We start from the raw sequence: 18,424 nt of genomic DNA, 5'->3' as shown, positions 1-18,424 counted from the left end.
GACGAACACATGAGAGCGCTCGCCATCGCAGCAACGGGCATGGATGCCCAGCAGACCAATCTGGAAGTCATTGCGAACAACATCGCAAACATCAATACGACGGGTTTCAAGCGCGCTCGCGCCGAATTCTCGGATCTTCTCTACCAGACCGAACGTGCTAAGGGTGTCGCCAACCGCGCCAACCAGGCCGTCGTTCCGGAAGGTGCCAATATCGGCCTCGGCGTCCAGACCTCGGCGGTCCGCAACCTGCATCTCCAGGGCGAACTGACCCAGACCGGCAACGATCTCGACGTGGCGCTGATCGGCAAGGGCTTCTTCCAGATCCAGTCGACCGACGGCACGACGCTCTACACCCGCGCCGGCGCCTTCAACAAGAACGACCAGGGCCAGCTCGTCACCATCGACGGCTACGAGGTCCTTCCCGGCATCACCATTCCAACAGGCTCGACCGAGCTGACGATCAGCCGCTCCGGCCAGGTTTCTGCCAAGCTGCCGGGTGCGACGGATGCGACCGTGCTCGGTCAGTTGACGCTTGCTGACTTCGTCAACGAGGCGGGTCTCCAGCCGCTCGGCGACAATCTCTTCCAGGAAACGGCGGCCTCCGGCGAAGCGGTCATCGGCAATCCCGATGAGGAAGGTTTCGCCTACATGAAGCAGGGTTACCTGGAATCTTCGAACGTTGACCCGGTGAAGGAAATCACCGAGCTGATCTCGGCCCAGCGCGCTTACGAAATGAATTCCAAGGTGATCACCACCGCTGATGAAATGGCCTCCATCGTCAGCAAGAACCTGAAGTAAGGGAAGGGCCGAAACATGATGTTTTGCCGGGCAGGACACATCTCAGGATGGGTGGCGGCAGCCACGATCGCAGTCGCGGGCATTATCTTGCCCGCGAACGCGGATGCCGGCATGGGTTATGCCGTCGTCCCGACCACGATCATCTACCCCGGCGACACTTTGTCGGCCAGCCAGCTTCAGGAGGTCGAGGTCACCAACCCCAACCTCGCCGGCGATTATGCCAAATCCGTTTCGCAGGTCGAAGGCATGGTTTCCAAGCGCACGCTGTTGCCGGGCCGCACCATCTCGGTTTCGGCCCTGCGCGAGGCCTATACCGTGACCCGTGGCTCCTCGATCCGCCTGGTCTTCTCGCTCGGGGCGATGACGATCTCCGCCGCCGGCACGCCGCTCGAAGACGGCGCGACCGGGCAGGTCGTCCGCGCGCGCAATATGGATTCCGGCGTCATCGTCAGCGGCACGGTGCTTGCGGACGGCACGGTCCATGTGAGGGCAAAATGAAATTGTTCTTCCGTTTCGTTACTCTTGTCGCGGTTCTCGCCATGAGTTTGGCTGATGTCGCGCCCGCCTGGGCGCTGACCTCCCGCATCAAGGACATCGCCTCCCTTCAGGCCGGCCGCGATAACCAGCTGATCGGTTATGGCCTCATCGTCGGCCTCCAGGGGACCGGCGACGGCTTCCGGTCCTCACCCTTCACCGAGCAGTCGATGCGCGCGATGCTGCAGAATCTCGGCATCTCGACGCAGGGCGGCCAGTCCAACGCCAAGAACACGGCGGCCGTGATGGTCACCGCCAACCTGCCCCCTTTCGCAAGCCCTGGCAGCCGTATCGACGTGACGGTGAGCTCGCTCGGCGATGCGACGTCGCTGCGCGGCGGCACGCTCGTCATGACCTCGCTTTCCGGCGCCGACGGCCAGATCTACGCCGTCGCGCAGGGTGCTGCCATCGTTTCCGGTTTTCAGGCGCAGGGCCAGGCGGCGACCGTCACCGAAGGCGTCACCACCGCCGGCCGCGTGCCTGGCGGCGCGATCATCGAGCGCGAACTGCCGTCCCGCTTCAAGGATTCGGTCAATCTCGTCCTGCAGTTGCGCAACCCCGACTTCTCGACGGCGATCCGTATCGCCGACATCGTCAATGGTTATGCCTCGGCGCGCTTCGGCGGCCCGGTTGCCGAAGCCAAGGATTCGCAGGAAGTCGTGATCCAGAAGCCGCGCACGGCCGATCTCACTCGGCTGATGGCCGACATCGAAAATCTCATCGTCGAGACCGATACGCCGGCCAAGGTGGTCATCAACGAACGCACCGGAACGATCGTCATCGGCTCGGACGTCCGCGTCTCGCCGGTTGCCGTCAGCTACGGCACCCTGACGGTTCAGGTCACCGAAACGCCGCAGATCATCCAGCCCGAACCCTTCTCGCGCGGCGTAACCGCCGTCCAGCCGCAGACCGATATCGCCGCGCAGCAGACCGGCGGGCGCGTCGCGATCATCGACGGCCCTGACCTCCGGACCCTCGTCGCCGGCCTCAACAACATCGGGGTGAAACCGGATGGTATTATCGCCATTCTCCAGGGCATCAAATCGGCAGGCGCCCTGCAGGCGGAGCTTGTGCTGCAATGATCAAGATCATCAACCCTGACATGACGGTCCTGCAATTGCTGCGCCGGCTGGCGCTGCCGGCCGCGGGCCTCGTCCTTGTGTCGATCCCCGGCGCCTTCGCGCAGGAACATGCGCCGGCTGGCGACATCACGTCCCAGGACGAGATCAAGCAGTTCTGTACCAACATTGCCGAGCCCGCCCGCGACCAGCGTTATCTCCTGCAGAAGCAGGAACTGGAAAAGCTTCGCGCCGACATCGACGCCCGCATGGCGGAGATGGACAAGCGCAAGGCCGAATATCAGGACTGGCTGAAGCGGCGCGACGATTTCCTGAAGCAGGCGGAAGCCGGCCTCACCGAGATCTACAAGAAGATGAAGCCGGATGCGGCCGCACTCCAGTTGCAGGACATGAAGATCGAGGTGGCCTCCGCTGTGATCATGCGGCTCGGCCCGCGGCAGTCGAGCCTCATCCTCAACGAGATGGACCCGCAGAAGGCCGCTGCCATCGCCAGCGTCATTGCCAGTGCGTCCGATCCCAATACGTCGAAGGATCCTTCATGAATATGCGTTTCCCGGCCGCGATCGCCGCCCTCGCACTCCTTGCAGGTTGCCAGTCTCCGACGGCGGTCAGCGAGATCGGCCGCGCGCCCGCCATGAGCCCGATCGGAAGCGGTCTTGCCTACGGCCAGACGCCGCAGATGGCGCTCTATCCGAAGCAGCCGCGCGCCGTGGCGCAGGGCTACTCGCTGTGGAGCGATTCGCAGGCCGCTCTCTTCAAGGATGCGCGCGCGCTCAACGTCGGCGACATCCTGACCGTCGACATCCAGATCAACGACAAGGGCTCCTTCGACAACGAGACCAACCGCAGCCGCAAGAATTCGAGCGGCATGAACTGGGACGTCAACGCCCAGATCTTCGGCTGGACGCCCGAGTCCAAGACCGATCTGACCTATGGTTCCGACACCAGCACCGACGGCAAGGGCAAGATCGAGCGCACCGATAAGCTCACCCTTCTGGTCGCCGCCGTCGTCACCGGCATTCTCGAGAACGGCAACCTCGTCATATCGGGCTCGCAGGAAGTCCGCCTGAACCAGGAACTGCGCATCCTGAACGTTGCTGGTATCGTTCGTCCGCAGGACGTCAACGCCGAAAACCAGATCTCCTACGACAAGATCGCCGAAGCCCGCATTTCCTATGGTGGCCGCGGCCGCCTGATGGAAGTGCAGCAGCCTCCGCGCGGCCAGCAGGCCGTCGATCTTTTCTCGCCGCTTTGAGGCTGAACGACGATGGCAGAACCAGACGCAAGCGCAGGCCAACCGAAGAAATCCGGCACGCTGATGACGATCATCGGCGTCGTCGTCCTGACCCTGCTCGGCGCCGGCGGCGGCTGGGCGGTCGGCACCATCGTCGCGCCCAACATTAAGGGTGCCAAGGAGGTCGAGCAGGCCAAGGATGCCGAGGCCAAGAAGAAGGCCGAGGAAGGTCTGGCGCGCATCTCGACCGAGGCCAACAGCGTCGTCCAGCTCGAGCCGATCACCTCGAACCTCGCCTACCCCTCAGAAAACTGGGTGCGACTCGAAGTCGCGCTGCTGTTCAACGGGCCGCCGGATGTCAAGGTTTCCGAGGAAATTCATCAGGATATCCTCGCCTACATCAGAACCGTTTCCCTTCAGCAGATCGAGGGGCCGCGCGGCTTTCAATATCTCAAGGATGACATACAGGAACGTGTTGACCTTCGCTCGCAAGGGCGGGTATCGAAGGTCATGTTCAGGACATTTGTCATCGAATGATTCGTCTCATAGTTTTCCTTGCCGCCATGATGGCGGTACCGGAACTGGCGGTGGCACAGCAGCTGCCGACTGACTTGTTGAACGTGCCGGTCGATGGCTCCGTCGCCGCCTGGATCATCCGCACATTCGGCCTGCTGACCATTCTTTCGGTCGCGCCGGGCATCCTGATCATGGTGACGAGCTTCCCGCGCTTCATCATCGCCTTCTCGATCCTGCGCTCAGGGATGGGCCTCTCCTCGACGCCTTCCAACATGATCCTTTTGTCGCTGTCGCTGTTCATGACCTTCTATGTCATGTCGCCGACCTTTGATCAGGCCTGGCAGAACGGCGTGCAGCCGCTGCTTGCCAATCAGATCAACGAGACCGAGGCGGTCCAGCGTATCGCCGAACCCTTCCGCACCTTCATGGCGGCCAATACCCGCGACAAGGATCTGGCGCTCTTCGTCGATCTGGCGCGCGAACGCGGGCAGAATATCCAGACGACCAATCCGATCGACTACCGCGTGCTGATCCCGGCCTTCATGATTTCTGAGATTCGCCGCGGCTTCGAGATCGGCTTCCTCGTCGTGCTGCCGTTCCTCGTCATCGACCTCATCGTCGCCACCATCACCATGGCGATGGGCATGATGATGCTGCCGCCGACCTCGATCTCGCTGCCCTTCAAGATTCTCTTCTTCGTGCTGATCGACGGCTGGAACCTGCTCGTCGGCAGCCTGGTGCGCTCGTTCAGCTAGAGCGGTTCAGCTTTTAACGGAAGCGCAGAACCGCTCTATCCTTTTGTTTTTACGCAATTCCGGACGGAAAACCGCTTCGCATTTTTCCTGGAATTGCTCTAGCCGGCTGCCGCAGCTTGATATTCGCCAATGAGAAAACCCGCCGGATCGCTCCGGCGGGTTTCTAATTGTGCAGCCATCCCAAAGTGCTGCAGCGCCCGTTGCGCGCCTGAACCGACGCGCAACGGAGTGCGGATCGAACCTCACTCGGCCGCGAACGGCGCCGTGCGCGGCGGCAGCGCCGGAATGTCCATGTGATCGGGTGCAAGACCCTGCTTGGCACGCTCGGCCATGATTTCATAGGCCTGCTCCAGATGGTCGCAGAACCGTTCGGCATCGAAGAGCGGCGCGATATAACGCTTCTCCTTGAGATGCGCCTTGTATTGCGCGATCCGCGCGGGATTCTCAGCCAGTTCGACGGCAAGATCCTCATAGGCCTGCAGGTCGCTTGCCACGAGTTCGGGCAGGTCGATGGCCCTGAGCAGGCTCTCGCTGACGCGTGAGGCGAAGTTGGTGCCCTTGACGGTCAGGACCGGCAGGCCGCCCCAGAGCTGCTCCGAGGTGGTCGTGTGGCCGTTGACGGGGAAGGTGTCGATGCCGATGTCCGCCGCCTGCTGACGGTCGATGTGCTCTTCGTAGGGCGCGCGCGGGCAGAAGATGATCCGCTTGGCGGAGATCCCCGCCGCCTGGAATTGCTTCAAGAGGTTCGCCTGGTTGCGCGGCGTGTTCGCCATCAGCCAGAGCACGCTGTTTGGCGCGCGCTTGAGGATGCGGCACCAGCTGTCGATCGTCTCCGGCGTGATCTTGCGGTTGCCGTTGAAGGACGCGAAGATGAAGGCGTCTTCCGGCAGGCCGAGCTGCTCGCGGGTGACAGGACGCGGCTTCGGGCGATGCATCGGGTCGTTCGGCTGGTAGCTCTCCGGCAGCCGGCAGAATTTCTCATGGTAGAAGGGCTTGGCCACCTCGGGCAATACGGAATGGTCGCCGATGACGTAGTCGAGATCGATATTGACCGTGCTGCCGGGGAAGCCGAGCCAGCCGACATGCACCGGCGCGAGCGGCAAATTGAAGGCCGACGCGCGGCTGCCCGAAGTATGGCCCTTCAGGTCGACCATGATGTCGATATTATGCTCGCGCACCGCCGCCAGCATCCCCTGGTCGGAGAAGCCGTGAACGGTGACGATCCGGCCCCAGCGGCTGCGATCGGTATTGTTGTGTTTGAGGTACTCAGGGCCTGTATGGCAGAAGAGCGTCACCTCGAACCGATCCTTGTCGTGCAGTTCGAGGATGCGCTGCAAGAGCTTCATCGTGGCGTGGCGATCCCAGAAGTCCGATGACATGTAGCCGATCCGGATCTTGTTCGACCAGCTGTGCGGCTGGTTGCGGCGGAGGGCCACCCGTTCCGGGTTGAGGGGGGTGGTGCCGATCGTCGCATATCGGTTGAAATCCTCGTTGCCGCACCAGTGCAGATGATAGAACGGGTTATCCTTGCGCAGGATCTCGACATCGCCCTTTGCGAGTGAGGCATCGATCACCGCCTGATGTTTGCTTGCCTCTTCGAACTCATTGAATTCGCGGGCGAAAACCAGATGCAGGAAGCGGAATGCAAGATTGCCCGGAAACCGCTTGAAGAGGTTGCGCGAGAGGCTCTGGTTGGTTGCGTCGTTCAGATCGTCGCTCAGAAGCAGGGCCGCCAGGCGCATATGATCGGGATTGGCGCTCTGCGACAGCACCGTCTTGAACGGGCGGATGATATCGCGCTGCTGCCGCTTCAGATAGATCGCGGTGATGATGAAGGCGAGTTCCGCGTCTTCCTGCGCCTTGCTAAGGTTTCGCATGGCGATCAGCAGCGCATCGTCCTCGTTGCCGGTCTCGTAGTGCAGCTTGGCCGCCTGTTTCTGGTATTCGTAGGAGTTCGGTCCTTCGCAGTTGCCGGCCAGGCCATAGGCTTTCGCGGCATCGGCCTTGAAGCCGAGCTGCACGAGGTTCTTGGCCAGCAGCGCATAGGTCTTGGCGTCCTGCTGGATATCCATCAACTGGTTGAGCGTCGCCAAGGACTGTGTGTAGCGGCCCATCTGGTAATCCTTGGATGCCGCAGAGAACGAAACTTTGCTGTTCAAAACCCAACTCCGTGAAGGAAATGTTCTGGCGTCGACCGCCGAGGCACGGACAGGCCGTCCTCCGCAAAACGGGCGGATCGGTCCGATGGTGCTATCCCGGCGCCTGCCACATTGGCATTCGAAGCTTGCTTGAAACCGGTGCGCTTGGTGAACCTCTGTTTTCGCGGGGAAATGCCGACTTTTGCCTAGGGAAAACGCTTGGTTTTCAAGAGAATTAGAGTGCCAAGGAATATATTCAGCAAGCATTAACTATCCCCTGCGAGGAGCCGGCCTGGGGCCTGTATTTTTAAGGAGTTGGCAAGCATTGGCTGCGAGATTGCCCTGGACATGACGGGTTTGGGCCAAACAAAAAAGGCGCCGAGTAGCATGAAGCTGGTCCGTCATCGCCGGTACTATAGTCCGGTATGTCCTCCTTTTTGTATCTAGTTTTCCAGGGGACAGACTTATGACAAGCATTAACACCAATACTTCCGCGCAGGCCGCTCTCCAGACGCTGCGTAGCGTTAACCAGAGCCTCAACAACACGCAGAACCACGTTTCTTCTGGTTACCGCGTTGAAAAGGCTTCGGACAACGCTGCTTACTGGTCGATCGCAACGACCATGCGCTCGGACAACAAGGCACTTTCCGCCGTTTCCGACGCTCTCGGCGTAGGCGCTGCCAAGGTCGACACCGCTTACACCGCCATGGACAGCGCCATCGATGTCGTCGGCGACATCAAGGCCAAGCTGGTTGCCGCGACTGAAAACGGCGTCGACAAGGCCAAGGTCCAGGAAGAAATCGGTCAGCTGCAGCAGCAGCTCCTGAGCATCTCTCAGTCGGCTTCCTTCAACGGCGAAAACTGGGTTGCCGGCGCCTCTGGCACCAAGAGCGTCGTCTCCTCGTTCGTCCGCGACGGCTCCAACGCCGTTTCGATCACCACGACCGACTACGTTCTCGACAGCGGCTCTGCGGGCAACGTTCTGTTCGGCATGAGCGGCGGTTCGGTCGAAACCTCCACCGGTATCCTCGGCACTTCGAGTGGTGCGACCGGTTCGATCTACGCGATGGACATCACCAACTTCACCGCCGGCCAGATCCAGTCGGCTCTGACCAACGTTGAAGCGGCTCTGAAGGCCATGACCAGCGCCGGCGCTGCTCTCGGTTCGCTCTCCAGCCGCATCGACGCCCAGGACGACTTCGTGTCTGCTCTCAGCGACTCGATCGACTCCGGTGTCGGCCGTCTCGTTGACGCCAACATGGAAGAAGAGTCCTCCAAGCTCAGCGCCCTGCAGACCCAGCAGCAGCTGGCGATCCAGTCGCTGTCGATCGCGAACTCCTCTTCGCAGAACATCCTGTCGCTCTTCCGCTAAGACCGGTCGGCACAAGGTTTCCAAGTTTCGCGGCCGGGTCATCCCCGGCCGCGAAATGTTTTAATATAAGGTTAATGAAAATCCTTCTAAGCCTCAGATATTTTTGAATAATTTCCGATCTCGATTTAGCTTTCTTTAACCATCTTGCTGTTTTCTAGGCCCATCGAAACGGCGAGTTAACCTTAACAGAGATGGTTAACAGGCATGATGCTGATCGCTGTGGGCCGGCCGAAATCCGGAATGTCCCTTCTTAAGATCTGCCAACAAGGGGCAAGCAAACTATGACGAGCATCAACACCAATAACGCTGCAATGGCAGCCCTCCAGACTCTCCGTGGTATCAACCAGGGTCTCCAGGAAACCCAGGCTCACGTTTCGTCCGGCTATCGCGTCGGCAAGGCTTCCGACAACGCTGCTTACTGGTCGATCGCAACGACCATGCGTTCGGACAACAAGGCACTTTCCGCCGTTTCCGACGCTCTCGGCCTCGGCGCTGCAAAGGTCGACACCGCTTACTCCGCCATGGACAGCGCTATCGATGTCGTCGGCGACATCAAGGCCAAGCTGGTTGCCGCGACTGAAAACGGCGTCGACAAGGCCAAGGTCCAGGAAGAAATCAGCCAGCTGCAGCAGCAGCTGATGAGCATCGCGCAGTCGGCTTCCTTCTCCGGTGAAAACTGGGTTGCCGGCGCTGACGGCACCAAGAACGTCGTTTCGTCGTTCGTCCGCGACGGCTCCAACGCCGTTTCGGTCGTGATGACCGACTATATTCTCGACGACAGCTCCACGGGCAACGTTCTGTTCGGTATGAGCGGCGGCTCGGTCGAAACCTCCACGGGTATCCTCGGTACTTCGAATGGTGCGACCGGTTCTGTCTACGCAATGGACATCACCAACTTCACCCTCGGCCAGATCCAGTCGGCTCTGACCAACGTTGAATCGGCTCTGAAGGCCATGACCAGCGCCGGCGCTCAGCTCGGCTCGATCTCCAAGCGCATCGAGCTGCAGGAAAACTTCGTGTCCGCCCTCAGCGACTCGATCGACTCCGGTGTCGGCCGTCTCGTTGACGCCAACATGGAAGAAGAGTCCTCCAAGCTCAGCGCCCTGCAGACCCAGCAGCAGCTGGCGGTCCAGTCGCTGTCGATTGCGAACTCCTCTTCGCAGACCATCCTCACGCTGTTCCGCGGCTAATAACCCTCGGAAATATCGGCCCGCCGGTCTCCGGCGGGCATCTCGGAATCGAGCCGCGCTTCAATGGAGCGCGGCTTTTTTAATTTCCGTTAACTGTTGATTAACCATAATGCTGTCTTCTGCGGTCAACGAGACGGCGAGTTAACCAAATTTAAGAACCGGTTAACAGGCATGAGGCTGATCCCCGTTCCCGGTAGCTTCCCGGAATGTCCCTTTTTTCCATTTGCCAACAAGGGGCAATCATTTCATGACCAGCATTTTGACGAACGTCGCGGCGATGGCCGCTCTTCAGACACTCCGCGGAATCAACGACAGCCTAGAAACGACGCAGAACCACGTATCGTCGGGTTACCGCGTCGAAAAGGCAGCCGATAACGCCGCCTACTGGTCGATCGCAACGACCATGCGTTCGGACAACAAGGCACTTTCCGCCGTTTCCGACGCTCTCGGCCTCGGCGCCGCCAAGGTCGACACCGCTTACTCCGCGATGGACAGCGCCATCGACGTCATCAGCGAAATCAAGGCGAAGATCGTCGCCGCGACCGAAAAGGGCGTCGACAAAACCAAGATTCAGGAAGAAATCAGCCAGCTGCAGCAGCAGCTTCTGAGCATCGCGCAATCGGCTTCCTTCTCCGGTGAAAACTGGGTTGCCGGCGCTGACGGCACCAAGAGCGTCGTTTCCACCTTCGTGCGCGATGGCAACGGCAATGTCTCGGTCAAGACAACGGACTACATTCTGAACTCGAGCTCCGCGGGCAACGTCCTCTTCGGCATGACCTCGACTGGCACGATCGAGACGAGCTCCGGCATTCTCGGCACATCATCTGGTACGATCGGCTCGATCTACTCGATGGACATCAGCACTTTCGGCTCGGTTGAGATCTCCATGGCCCTGACGTCAATCGAGGCCGGCCTGGATGCCATGACCAAGGCTGCATCGCAGCTCGGCTCGATTTCCACTCGCATCGAGCTGCAGGAAAACTTCGTCGGCGCGCTCAGCGACTCGATCGACTCGGGCGTCGGCCGCCTCGTCGATGCAGACATGGAAGAGGAATCGAGCAAGCTGACGGCGCTGCAAACGCAGCAGCAGCTGGCCATCCAGTCGCTGTCGATCGCCAACTCCAGCGCTCAGAATATCCTCACGCTGTTCCGCAGCTAAATCTGGCGCTGAAGCTGGACCGAATCTTGCGCCACCGTCTGGCAGCAAGCGCAAAGCCTCCCGGACCGCGCCCGAAATGGCGCGGTTCTTTCTTTTATATCAATGCTTTGGTCGACATTTCGATCGCTGCGCCAGGCTCAGTGCTGCGCTCTTGCCCAATAGGTTGGTATCGAGTTAACTTCGCCTCGAGTTGATTTGCTTTTGCGACACGCCGGTAGAAACTCTGCCGGAGGCATGACGCCACTTCAGTCGCCGCCGGTAATCCGGCCTGCCCTTTCACCCAGATTCCGAGACCTGTCGATGACCGTTAAGATTACCAGCGCGGCCGCGGTGAATGCGCTTGCGGTGCTGCGCAGCATCAACAAAGAAGCCAACCAGACCCAACAGCAGGTGTCCTCGGGATATCGTATCGAGACGGCCGCCGACGATGCGTCCTACTGGTCGGTCGCGACCGTCATGCGTTCGGACAGCACCAATCTCGGAACGATCGGAGATGCGCTCGGTCTCGGCGCTGCCAAGGTGGATGCGACCTACACGGCGATGGACTCGGCGATCGATCTCATCGGCCAGATTCGCGCCAAGCTGGTTTCGGCAAGAGAGCCTGGCGCCGACAAGGACAAGATCAACGCCGAGATCAGCGAATACAAAGAGCAGTTGCAGACCGTCGTCGAATCGACGTCGTTTGCGGGTGAAAACTGGCTGTTGAACGGTGACACCGCTGCGCCGCCGACATGGCAGGTCATCTCTGGTTTCGTGCGCGCTCCGACCGGCGAATATCAGGCCCAGACCATCGATTTCCCATCCTCGCAGACCATCCTCATCGACAAGAACAATGCCAGCGGCGGCCTGCTGACCAAGCCGGTCGATGCCAATGCGATCAATAACAGCGGCACGACGTCGCGGAACTATTATTTGCTGAACGCTAACTCCACCACGCCGGCGACAGGTACGGAAATTGCGATTGGCAAAACCACGACCGATGCACAACTCACCGACATGCTTGACGTCACCGACTCGCTGCTCTCCTCGCTGACGACGACGGCCGCGTCCATCGGGGTGATGAAGACGCGCATCGATGATCAGATCGACTATACCGCCGATCTGTCCGATTCGATCGACAAGAGCGTCGGTGCGCTCGTCGATACCGACATGGACGAGGCTTCGATTCGGCAGAAGGCGATCGAAACCCAGAAACAAATGGCCGTCGAAGCGATCTCGATCCTCAACACGGCCGCAAGCAAGATCCTGATCCTGCTGGAATAGGGGCGGGCGCGATCACGGGTGGCGGCGGCGCCATTCATCCTCGCGCAAGTTTGACTTCCTAGTTTCCGGCATGAAGGCATCGTCCGAATCCGTGCCGGCGCAAGGTCAGGCCCTTGTCCGTTTCGAAGGGGATGGCGGCGCGCAAGGTCAATTTGAGCGGGGGCGGGCATGTTGCATGCCTCCCGAATGCTGGATGGTTTTTTTATGAGCATTTCGCTTTCCCGGTATTTGAAGGATTTCGGTGAACCGGAATCGTCAGCGCCAATCCTCGACATGGATGTTTTCGGCGGCGATGCTTTCCCCGAAATGCCGAGCGAACCGGCGATCGATATCGAGGCAGAGCGCCGCGAAGCCTATGCGGAAGGTCATGCCGCTGCGACCGCGGAATTGACTGACAAATACGAACTCGAGGCGCGGGCGCTGGCGGAGGTCCATGCGCGTGAACTCGAGGAACTGAAGCTTCGCTACGAAGTCGAGGCGGCGGCGGTCATTGCATCCCGCATCCGCGATATCGCCGAAGAGGTCGCTCAGCTGGTCAGCGCCGGCGCCGCCGTCGCCATCGCGCCTGTGATGACGGACGCGCTCGCCGCCAAGGCTGCCGAAAGCCTCGCGGCCCTGCTGCGCGACGCGATCCTCGAAGGCGCGGCCGGAGCGATCGTCGTCAGGGGGCCGACCCGGCTTTTCGACATAGTGAAGGCCGAGCTCGGCGAACATGCCGGGGCGGTTCGCCACATTGAGACCGACGATATCGATCTCGCCGTTGAAATCGGTGAATCCGTCATCGTCACCCGTATGTCCGCCTGGGCAGCCAGCTTGAAGAAAGTTCTCGAATGAGCGAAGGCGAAAACCACCACCACGGCAAGAACGAGATCATCATCGTCAAGAGACATGGCGGCGGTGATCACGATGGCGCCCATGGCGGTGCGTGGAAAATTGCCTATGCCGACTTCATGACGGCGATGATGGCGTTCTTCCTGGTCATGTGGCTGGTCAATGCCGCCAACGAGGAGACCAAGGCGTCGGTCGCGACCTATTTCAATCCGATCAAACTGTCCGACGAAAAGCCCACCGAGAAGGGCCTGAAGAAGCCCGTAGACAACGCCGAGGGCGAAGAGAAGCAGGAGAAGTCGAAGCAGAAGGAAGAAGATCCGAACGACGGCAAGGCTGCCGCCGATGGTGACGACCAGACATCGACATCAGGCGACCAAACCAATTATTCCGAGGCCGATTTCTTCGAAAATCCGTATTCGGTTCTGGCCGAGATCGCCCAGGAGGTCGGCCAGCAGGCCAATGTCAGCGCCAAGGGCGACGGCGGTGCCGCCGATTCGGGCCCGGCCACCGGCGCCGACGGCGGCGAGGCCTATCGTGATCCCTTCGATCCGGATTTCTGGACGAAGCAGGTCGAGGTCACGACGGCCGGCAAGACGTTGCCGCCCGGCAAGAGCGACGACCAGCAGGCGGTCGAGAGCGAGACAAGCGAGATCGCCAAGGTCGAGGATATGCAGCCGATACCGCTGACCACCGATCAGAAGGCGGCCAAGGAAACCAAAGAAACCAAGGAAACCAAGGAAACCAAGGGCGCGGTCGAAGCCAAGGACGGCAAGTCGCCTGAGGGCAAGAAAGCCGACGCTCAGAAAGACGCCGATCATCAGAAGGATGCGGACAAGAGTGCCTCCGAGACCGAGCAGCAGCAGAAGAAGGAAGCCGAGCAGCTGCAGGCCCAGATCGCCCAGCAGATCGGCGGTGTCGCCGGCAAGCTCGCCGAAGGTCTGACCGTGACGGCGTCCGAGGGCGGATTGCTGGTCAGCATCTCCGACCAGACCGACGATTCGATGTTCAATATCGGTTCTGCGGTTCCGCGCCAGGAGATGGTGCTCGCCATGGAAAAGATCGGTGCGATCCTGAAGGCGAGGGGTGGTGCGATCGCCATCCGCGGCCACACGGACGGGCGCCAGTATAAGGGCACGCAGAACGAGAATTGGCGGCTTTCGATGGATCGCGCCCAGAGCGCCTACTACATGCTTGTGCGCGGCGGGCTCGACGAGAAACGCATCTCCCAGGTTTCCGGCTTCGCCGACCGTCGGCTGAAGCTGCCGTCTGACCCGTTCAACGCGACCAACCGCCGGATCGAGATTCTGGTGCAGGCGGATCAAGGATAGTCGAATGGCGCGTCGGCAGCATCGCTACGTCGGATTTGTGGCCCTTGGCTTGGCGATGCTTTCGCCGGCCGCAGGCAATGCACAGGATCCGGATGATCTTGCGCCGTACAAGATGCTGCGGTCGCTGCAATTCGTGCAGGATTCCGTCGTCAGCGGCGATCATTCGGCCGGCGAGATGCAGCGCTTCATGCTGGGCACGATCGACGAGCGGTTGCGCACTGTCGATCCTTCGACGTTCGACGACGACCGCAATGTCGACGCGGCGCTGATCTACGCGATGAGCGGCGGCAATCCCCAGACGCTCGAATATCTAATCGCCCACGACGTCAACGGCTATTTCGACAACCGCGTCACCGATGTGCTGCGCAAATATCTGAGCGGCAAGGGGCTGCTTGTCGCCAAGACGCTGGAGGAGACGGCCAGGGAATATCGCGACAAGAAGATCGGCCCCTATCTTGCGCTGATCGGCGGCAACGTGCTGATCGCGACGAAACCGACAGACGCGCTGGATCTCTACGACCAGGCGCGTCTTGCAGCACCCGGTACGATCGTCGAGGAAGCGGCGTTGCGCCGCTCCGTAGCCATCTGCGTCGACAAGGGCATGCTCGACAAGGGAATGGCTTATTCGCAGCGTTATGTCAGACGCTTCCTGCATTCGCCCTATGCCAGCCAGTTCGCCGATCTTTTCGTCACGCTCGTCGTCGGCCACGATCACGACGTGAAACCGCAGGACGTCATCGATATCCTCTCCTTCATGGACGCTCCGCGCCAGCGCGAGGTCTATCTGCGCATCGCCCGCGCCGCCGCGATATCAGGCAAGCCGGAGCTGGCGCGCATGGCGGTCGGACGTGTGCAGTCGCTTGGCGCCGCCACCGACAATGCCTTCGGTCCGCTCGCGGATTTGTATGGCGGCATGGCCGGCCTTCCCACAGAGGATATCGACCGGGCGGCGAAGAATGTCAGCGGCATCGACGGCAACACACTTTCGCCGCGGGATCAGGCGCTGCAGGAGGCCGCGCGATCCGTTGCCGAGCAGATCCTGCGCGCTCCCGACCCGGCAAGCTTGACGCAAGCCTCCAACCCTAACACTGATCATCAAGAAATCACTTCTGAAAAGGCTGTGGCAATAGCCACGCAATCGGAAGCGCCAGGCGCGCTTCCCGAGCCTGTTCCGGGAGGTGTGGCATCGACTGGCCAGAGCCAGGATACCGACCCCTCATTCAACGCATTTGTGACGACCAATCGATCCAAGCTCGACGAGATCGACGGTCTTCTGGCGCAGGAAGGCAACGAACAATGATGGATATGAGCGTCTCGGGCGGAGCCCCCGGTGCGGAGTCCGCCGCGATTGCGAAATCTGCGCGACCGGCCGGAAAAGACGATGCCGCCGGCCAAAAGAATGGCTTCTCCGACGCGCTGGCCAAGGCGAGCAGCGGTACCGCCAATGACGATGCCGATGATGCGCAGGGGGATCAGGGCGTGGTTGCCGATGGAAGCGCCGACAAAGTGGCGCAGACGATCCGCGGCCGCAGCAGCGCAAAGCCATTGATCGATCTTAGCGACGCCGCGCTGAAGGCGCAGGCTGATGTTCAGCCGGCAACGATCGCCAGTGTCGACAAGGTCGCAGCAAAACCCGCAAAGGCTGAGGTCAAAGTGTCGGCAGATCTCGCCTTGGGCAAGCTCGATCCGAAGGACCGTTCCGCAGATGAGGTCGCTCCGGCCGCCAAGGGCGCCAAGCACGCCAAGGGCGACGCATTGGAAACCGAGACGGACAAGACCAGCGATGACGATGACGGCGGCATTTCGGATGTTCTCGGCTTGCTGAAGCAGGAACCTGCCGATGGTGCAGTGACTTTGCCGGCGGCCGTAGCCGCGCATCACGTCTCCAAGGTCGATGAGGCTGGAACGGCCGACAAGAAGCTCGACGCCAAGATGGGCGGCCATGCGTCCGACGCCCTGGCGGCGGTCAGCAGCAACATCGAGAGCGGCAAGGCGGATGACATCAAGGTTCCCGGAGCGGAGAATGCCGAAGCCGCCGATGGCAAGACATTCAGGATCAGCCGCGCCGATGGCCGCGGCGTGTCGATGGATGTTCACATCGGTACCGATCAGGCCGGAGCGAAGGATGGCTCGAAGAAAGCCGATGTCGAAAACGTTTCGGTGCTGGAATCGCGCCGCTATATCGGCCTGATGCAGAATTCGAATTCCGCCGCCGTGACCGCTGCTCTCTCGGGGGATTCCGAATGGGCGCGCGCCATGGAGCCGAGCTCAGCGCTCTCCAACGCAGCGGAATGGACGAGCACCGGCAAGGTGGTCAATACGCTGAAGATCCAGATGAACCCGCTCGACCTCGGTCTGGTGACGGCCACCATGCGGCTGTCCGGCGACGCACTGAACGTCGACCTTAAGGTCGAAACCGGGGCGGCTTACCGTCAAATGAAGGAGGATCACGGCAAGATTCTCGAAGCTCTGCGCAGCCAGGGCTACGCGGTCGAAAACGTCACCATCAGCATGGCGCCGGTCGAGCGTTCCGACGCCGGCAACCAGGCGGGCAGCCAGGCCTCCCAGCAGCAGTCGCTCCCCCAGCAGGGGCAGGGCGGCGAGGCGCGCGAGCGCCACAATCAGACGGCACAGCGGACGGACGGAGGCTTCAATGGCGCAGGCGAGACGGGTATTGAAGACGCTCGTGCTGGCGGTAGCAGCGGCACTGGCGGCGTTTACCTCTGAGGCGGCCGCTTCTACCGGCGCCTGCGAGCGCGAGATCCAGTCGGCAGCGGCCAAGTATGGCATCCCGGAAGGCATCCTCTATTCGGTCGGCCTGACGGAGACCGGCCGCAAGGGCTCGCTCTATCCCTATGCCATGAACGTCGAAGGCAAAGCGATCTTTCCGCCCTCGGAGCAGGACGCGTTGAGGCAGTTCGATGTCGCCCGCAACAGCGGCGCGAAGCTCATCGATATCGGCTGCATGCAGATCAACCATTACTTTCACGGCGAGAATTTCCGCTCCGCCGAGGAGATGTTCGACCCGCATCGCAACGTGGAATATGCTGCAAAATTTCTCCGCAACCTGCATGACCGTCACGAGACATGGACGATGGCGGTAGCCAGATACCATGCCGGACCCAACAATAATCCGGCACAGAAGCAATATGTCTGCCGCGTCATCGCCAATCTGGTCGCCACGGGCTACGGCAAGTGGACTCCCAATGCGAGTAACTTTTGTCAAAATTGATTCAACCAAAGATGGAAGAGGCGTATTGTGACGAAACTGTGTCACAATGTGGCAGGAATCCGGCGTGAATCCTGTGCGCAAGCCATAATTAACGGACCGTTAACTTTTCCACGAAATTTTGGTGTGCATAAACAGGTGCACCCACTAGATATAGATCAAATCGCTACCCAGATCTTAATCAATTATTAGTTTCTGCCATTAACTTTAACGAGTTGTCGCCGATTCGTGCGATTCGTACCCATAGATCATCGAAGTGCCACACTGATTCGGAGGCGGACGAATGATCGTAGTGGTTGATGAGCGTGAGCTCGTGAAAGATGGATACACATCTCTGTTTGGTCGTGAGGGCATTCCCTCCACCGGCTTTGATCCAGCGGAATTTGGCGAGTGGGTACAGACCGCCGCCGATTCCGATATAGCTGCAGTCGAGGCCTTTCTGATCGGTCAGGGCCAACGCAACTTCGAACTGCCCCGGGCGATCCGGGATCGGTCGATGGCGCCGGTGATTGCGGTCAGCGACCAGCACTCGCTCGAAAACACCCTCGCGCTGTTCGACTGCGGCGTCGACGACGTGGTGCGCAAACCAGTGCATCCCCGCGAAATCCTTGCAAGAGCGGCTGCGATCCGGCGCCGGCTGAAGGCGATCACCAATTACACAGAGATCGGCGGGATCCGCGTCTTCTCGGATGGCCGTGACCCCGAGATCAACGGCGAAGTCTTCGCGCTTCCCCGGCGCGAGCGCCGCATCCTCGAATATTTGATCGCCAATCGCGGTCGCCGGGTCACCAAGACCCAGATTTTCAACGCCATCTACGGCATCTTCGATGAAGAGGTCGAGGAGAACGTCGTCGAAAGCCACATCTCGAAGCTGCGCAAGAAGCTGCGCAAAAAGCTCGGCGTCGATCCGGTCGATTCCAAGCGCTTCCTTGGCTACTGCATTGATTGGGCCTGATTTTCTCGGCCGGGCGGCGGCGCCCGGCTGAACCTTAAACTTG

Annotated in this window: 18 protein-coding genes; 17 read left to right on the top strand and 1 reads right to left on the bottom strand. The window is 60.6% G+C overall.

Annotated features, from left to right (window positions below; translation table 11 throughout):
* Nucleotides 1-9 precede the first annotated feature (9 nt).
* From flgG to fliP, 7 genes are read left to right on the top strand one after another with little or no spacing between them, the layout of a single operon-like run.
* Nucleotides 10-798, top strand: coding sequence for a flagellar basal-body rod protein FlgG (gene flgG, locus BS629_RS09410; protein WP_018244811.1), 789 nt, complete (start codon nucleotides 10-12; stop codon nucleotides 796-798).
* 15 nt (nucleotides 799-813) lie between these two features.
* Nucleotides 814-1,296, top strand: coding sequence for a flagellar basal body P-ring formation chaperone FlgA (gene flgA, locus BS629_RS09405; RefSeq protein WP_018244812.1), 483 nt, complete (start codon nucleotides 814-816; stop codon nucleotides 1,294-1,296).
* Entirely contained in the window at nucleotides 1,293-2,414 is a 1,122-nt protein-coding gene (locus BS629_RS09400; RefSeq protein ID WP_018244813.1) for a flagellar basal body P-ring protein FlgI, read from the top strand. Before flgA ends, BS629_RS09400 begins: the two co-directional genes overlap by 4 nt.
* Nucleotides 2,411-2,953: a MotE family protein gene (locus BS629_RS09395; protein ID WP_018244814.1), complete on the top strand. Its 543-nt coding sequence runs from the start codon at nucleotides 2,411-2,413 to the stop codon at nucleotides 2,951-2,953. The genes BS629_RS09400 and BS629_RS09395 overlap by 4 nt, the downstream gene beginning before the upstream one ends.
* Complete coding sequence (gene flgH / locus BS629_RS09390; protein ID WP_003556536.1) at nucleotides 2,950-3,666, top strand: flagellar basal body L-ring protein FlgH; 717 nt, start codon at nucleotides 2,950-2,952, stop codon at nucleotides 3,664-3,666. Before BS629_RS09395 ends, flgH begins: the two co-directional genes overlap by 4 nt.
* A gap of 12 nt (nucleotides 3,667-3,678) precedes the next feature.
* Entirely contained in the window at nucleotides 3,679-4,182 is a 504-nt protein-coding gene (locus tag BS629_RS09385; protein ID WP_018244815.1) for a flagellar basal body-associated FliL family protein, read from the top strand.
* Nucleotides 4,179-4,916: a flagellar type III secretion system pore protein FliP gene (fliP, locus tag BS629_RS09380; protein ID WP_018244816.1), complete on the top strand. Its 738-nt coding sequence runs from the start codon at nucleotides 4,179-4,181 to the stop codon at nucleotides 4,914-4,916. Before BS629_RS09385 ends, fliP begins: the two co-directional genes overlap by 4 nt.
* Before the next feature lie 242 nt (nucleotides 4,917-5,158).
* Here fliP and BS629_RS09375 read toward each other — a convergent pair whose 3' ends face one another.
* On the bottom strand, nucleotides 5,159-7,075 hold the full coding sequence (locus BS629_RS09375; RefSeq protein ID WP_032981411.1) for an O-linked N-acetylglucosamine transferase, SPINDLY family protein: 1,917 nt from the start codon (nucleotides 7,073-7,075) through the stop codon (nucleotides 5,159-5,161).
* A gap of 445 nt (nucleotides 7,076-7,520) precedes the next feature.
* Here BS629_RS09375 and BS629_RS09370 point away from each other — a divergent pair, with 445 nt between their 5' ends.
* From BS629_RS09370 to rem, 10 genes are all read left to right on the top strand, one after another.
* Nucleotides 7,521-8,426 (top strand): flagellin N-terminal helical domain-containing protein, encoded by a 906-nt coding sequence (locus BS629_RS09370; protein ID WP_018244818.1) that lies wholly within the window; start codon nucleotides 7,521-7,523, stop codon nucleotides 8,424-8,426.
* Nucleotides 8,427-8,707: 281 nt separating this feature from the next.
* Entirely contained in the window at nucleotides 8,708-9,616 is a 909-nt protein-coding gene (locus BS629_RS09365) for a flagellin N-terminal helical domain-containing protein (protein WP_018244819.1), read from the top strand.
* Between the two features lie 247 nt (nucleotides 9,617-9,863).
* Nucleotides 9,864-10,775, top strand: coding sequence for a flagellin N-terminal helical domain-containing protein (locus tag BS629_RS09360; RefSeq protein WP_018244820.1), 912 nt, complete (start codon nucleotides 9,864-9,866; stop codon nucleotides 10,773-10,775).
* 300 nt (nucleotides 10,776-11,075) lie between these two features.
* On the top strand, nucleotides 11,076-12,038 hold the full coding sequence (locus BS629_RS09355) for a flagellin N-terminal helical domain-containing protein (protein WP_018244821.1): 963 nt from the start codon (nucleotides 11,076-11,078) through the stop codon (nucleotides 12,036-12,038).
* A 204-nt stretch (nucleotides 12,039-12,242) separates the two neighbouring features.
* Nucleotides 12,243-12,872, top strand: a complete 630-nt coding sequence (locus BS629_RS09350) for a hypothetical protein (RefSeq protein WP_026188627.1) — start codon at nucleotides 12,243-12,245, stop codon at nucleotides 12,870-12,872.
* A complete protein-coding gene (locus BS629_RS09345) occupies nucleotides 12,869-14,197 on the top strand; it encodes a MotB family protein (RefSeq protein WP_018244823.1) in 1,329 nt (442 codons plus the stop codon). Before BS629_RS09350 ends, BS629_RS09345 begins: the two co-directional genes overlap by 4 nt.
* Nucleotides 14,198-14,201: 4 nt before the next feature.
* Complete coding sequence (motC, locus tag BS629_RS09340; RefSeq protein WP_018244824.1) at nucleotides 14,202-15,497, top strand: chemotaxis protein MotC; 1,296 nt, start codon at nucleotides 14,202-14,204, stop codon at nucleotides 15,495-15,497.
* The gene (fliK, locus tag BS629_RS09335) at nucleotides 15,494-16,924 is read left to right on the top strand and encodes a flagellar hook-length control protein FliK (RefSeq protein ID WP_018244825.1); all 1,431 of its coding nucleotides are present in this window, start codon (nucleotides 15,494-15,496) and stop codon (nucleotides 16,922-16,924) included. The genes motC and fliK overlap by 4 nt, the downstream gene beginning before the upstream one ends.
* Complete coding sequence (locus tag BS629_RS09330; RefSeq protein WP_018244826.1) at nucleotides 16,872-17,429, top strand: transglycosylase SLT domain-containing protein; 558 nt, start codon at nucleotides 16,872-16,874, stop codon at nucleotides 17,427-17,429. The genes fliK and BS629_RS09330 overlap by 53 nt, the downstream gene beginning before the upstream one ends.
* 280 nt (nucleotides 17,430-17,709) lie before the next feature.
* Complete coding sequence (gene rem, locus BS629_RS09325) at nucleotides 17,710-18,381, top strand: transcriptional activator Rem (RefSeq protein ID WP_003545558.1); 672 nt, start codon at nucleotides 17,710-17,712, stop codon at nucleotides 18,379-18,381.
* Nucleotides 18,382-18,424 lie beyond the last annotated feature (43 nt).

It is taken from the genome of Rhizobium leguminosarum bv. viciae USDA 2370 (assembly GCF_002008365.1).
Classification (GTDB): domain Bacteria; phylum Pseudomonadota; class Alphaproteobacteria; order Rhizobiales; family Rhizobiaceae; genus Rhizobium; species Rhizobium leguminosarum.
The sequence above is the reverse complement of the archived record's forward strand: the minus strand, read 5'-3'. Positions and strand labels throughout refer to the sequence as shown.

What these genes read in the sequence shown, in the direction of transcription:
- flgG (WP_018244811.1), top strand. Translation starts at nt 10, where the DNA reads ATGAGAGCGCTCGCCATCGCAGCAACGGGCATGGATGCCCAGCAGACC.
- flgA (WP_018244812.1), top strand. Translation starts at nt 814, where the DNA reads ATGATGTTTTGCCGGGCAGGACACATCTCAGGATGGGTGGCGGCAGCC.
- BS629_RS09400 (WP_018244813.1), top strand. Translation starts at nt 1,293, where the DNA reads ATGAAATTGTTCTTCCGTTTCGTTACTCTTGTCGCGGTTCTCGCCATG.
- BS629_RS09395 (WP_018244814.1), top strand. Translation starts at nt 2,411, where the DNA reads ATGATCAAGATCATCAACCCTGACATGACGGTCCTGCAATTGCTGCGC.
- flgH (WP_003556536.1), top strand. Translation starts at nt 2,950, where the DNA reads ATGAATATGCGTTTCCCGGCCGCGATCGCCGCCCTCGCACTCCTTGCA.
- BS629_RS09385 (WP_018244815.1), top strand. Translation starts at nt 3,679, where the DNA reads ATGGCAGAACCAGACGCAAGCGCAGGCCAACCGAAGAAATCCGGCACG.
- fliP (WP_018244816.1), top strand. Translation starts at nt 4,179, where the DNA reads ATGATTCGTCTCATAGTTTTCCTTGCCGCCATGATGGCGGTACCGGAA.
- BS629_RS09370 (WP_018244818.1), top strand. Translation starts at nt 7,521, where the DNA reads ATGACAAGCATTAACACCAATACTTCCGCGCAGGCCGCTCTCCAGACG.
- BS629_RS09365 (WP_018244819.1), top strand. Translation starts at nt 8,708, where the DNA reads ATGACGAGCATCAACACCAATAACGCTGCAATGGCAGCCCTCCAGACT.
- BS629_RS09360 (WP_018244820.1), top strand. Translation starts at nt 9,864, where the DNA reads ATGACCAGCATTTTGACGAACGTCGCGGCGATGGCCGCTCTTCAGACA.
- BS629_RS09355 (WP_018244821.1), top strand. Translation starts at nt 11,076, where the DNA reads ATGACCGTTAAGATTACCAGCGCGGCCGCGGTGAATGCGCTTGCGGTG.
- BS629_RS09350 (WP_026188627.1), top strand. Translation starts at nt 12,243, where the DNA reads ATGAGCATTTCGCTTTCCCGGTATTTGAAGGATTTCGGTGAACCGGAA.
- BS629_RS09345 (WP_018244823.1), top strand. Translation starts at nt 12,869, where the DNA reads ATGAGCGAAGGCGAAAACCACCACCACGGCAAGAACGAGATCATCATC.
- motC (WP_018244824.1), top strand. Translation starts at nt 14,202, where the DNA reads ATGGCGCGTCGGCAGCATCGCTACGTCGGATTTGTGGCCCTTGGCTTG.
- fliK (WP_018244825.1), top strand. Translation starts at nt 15,494, where the DNA reads ATGATGGATATGAGCGTCTCGGGCGGAGCCCCCGGTGCGGAGTCCGCC.
- rem (WP_003545558.1), top strand. Translation starts at nt 17,710, where the DNA reads ATGATCGTAGTGGTTGATGAGCGTGAGCTCGTGAAAGATGGATACACA.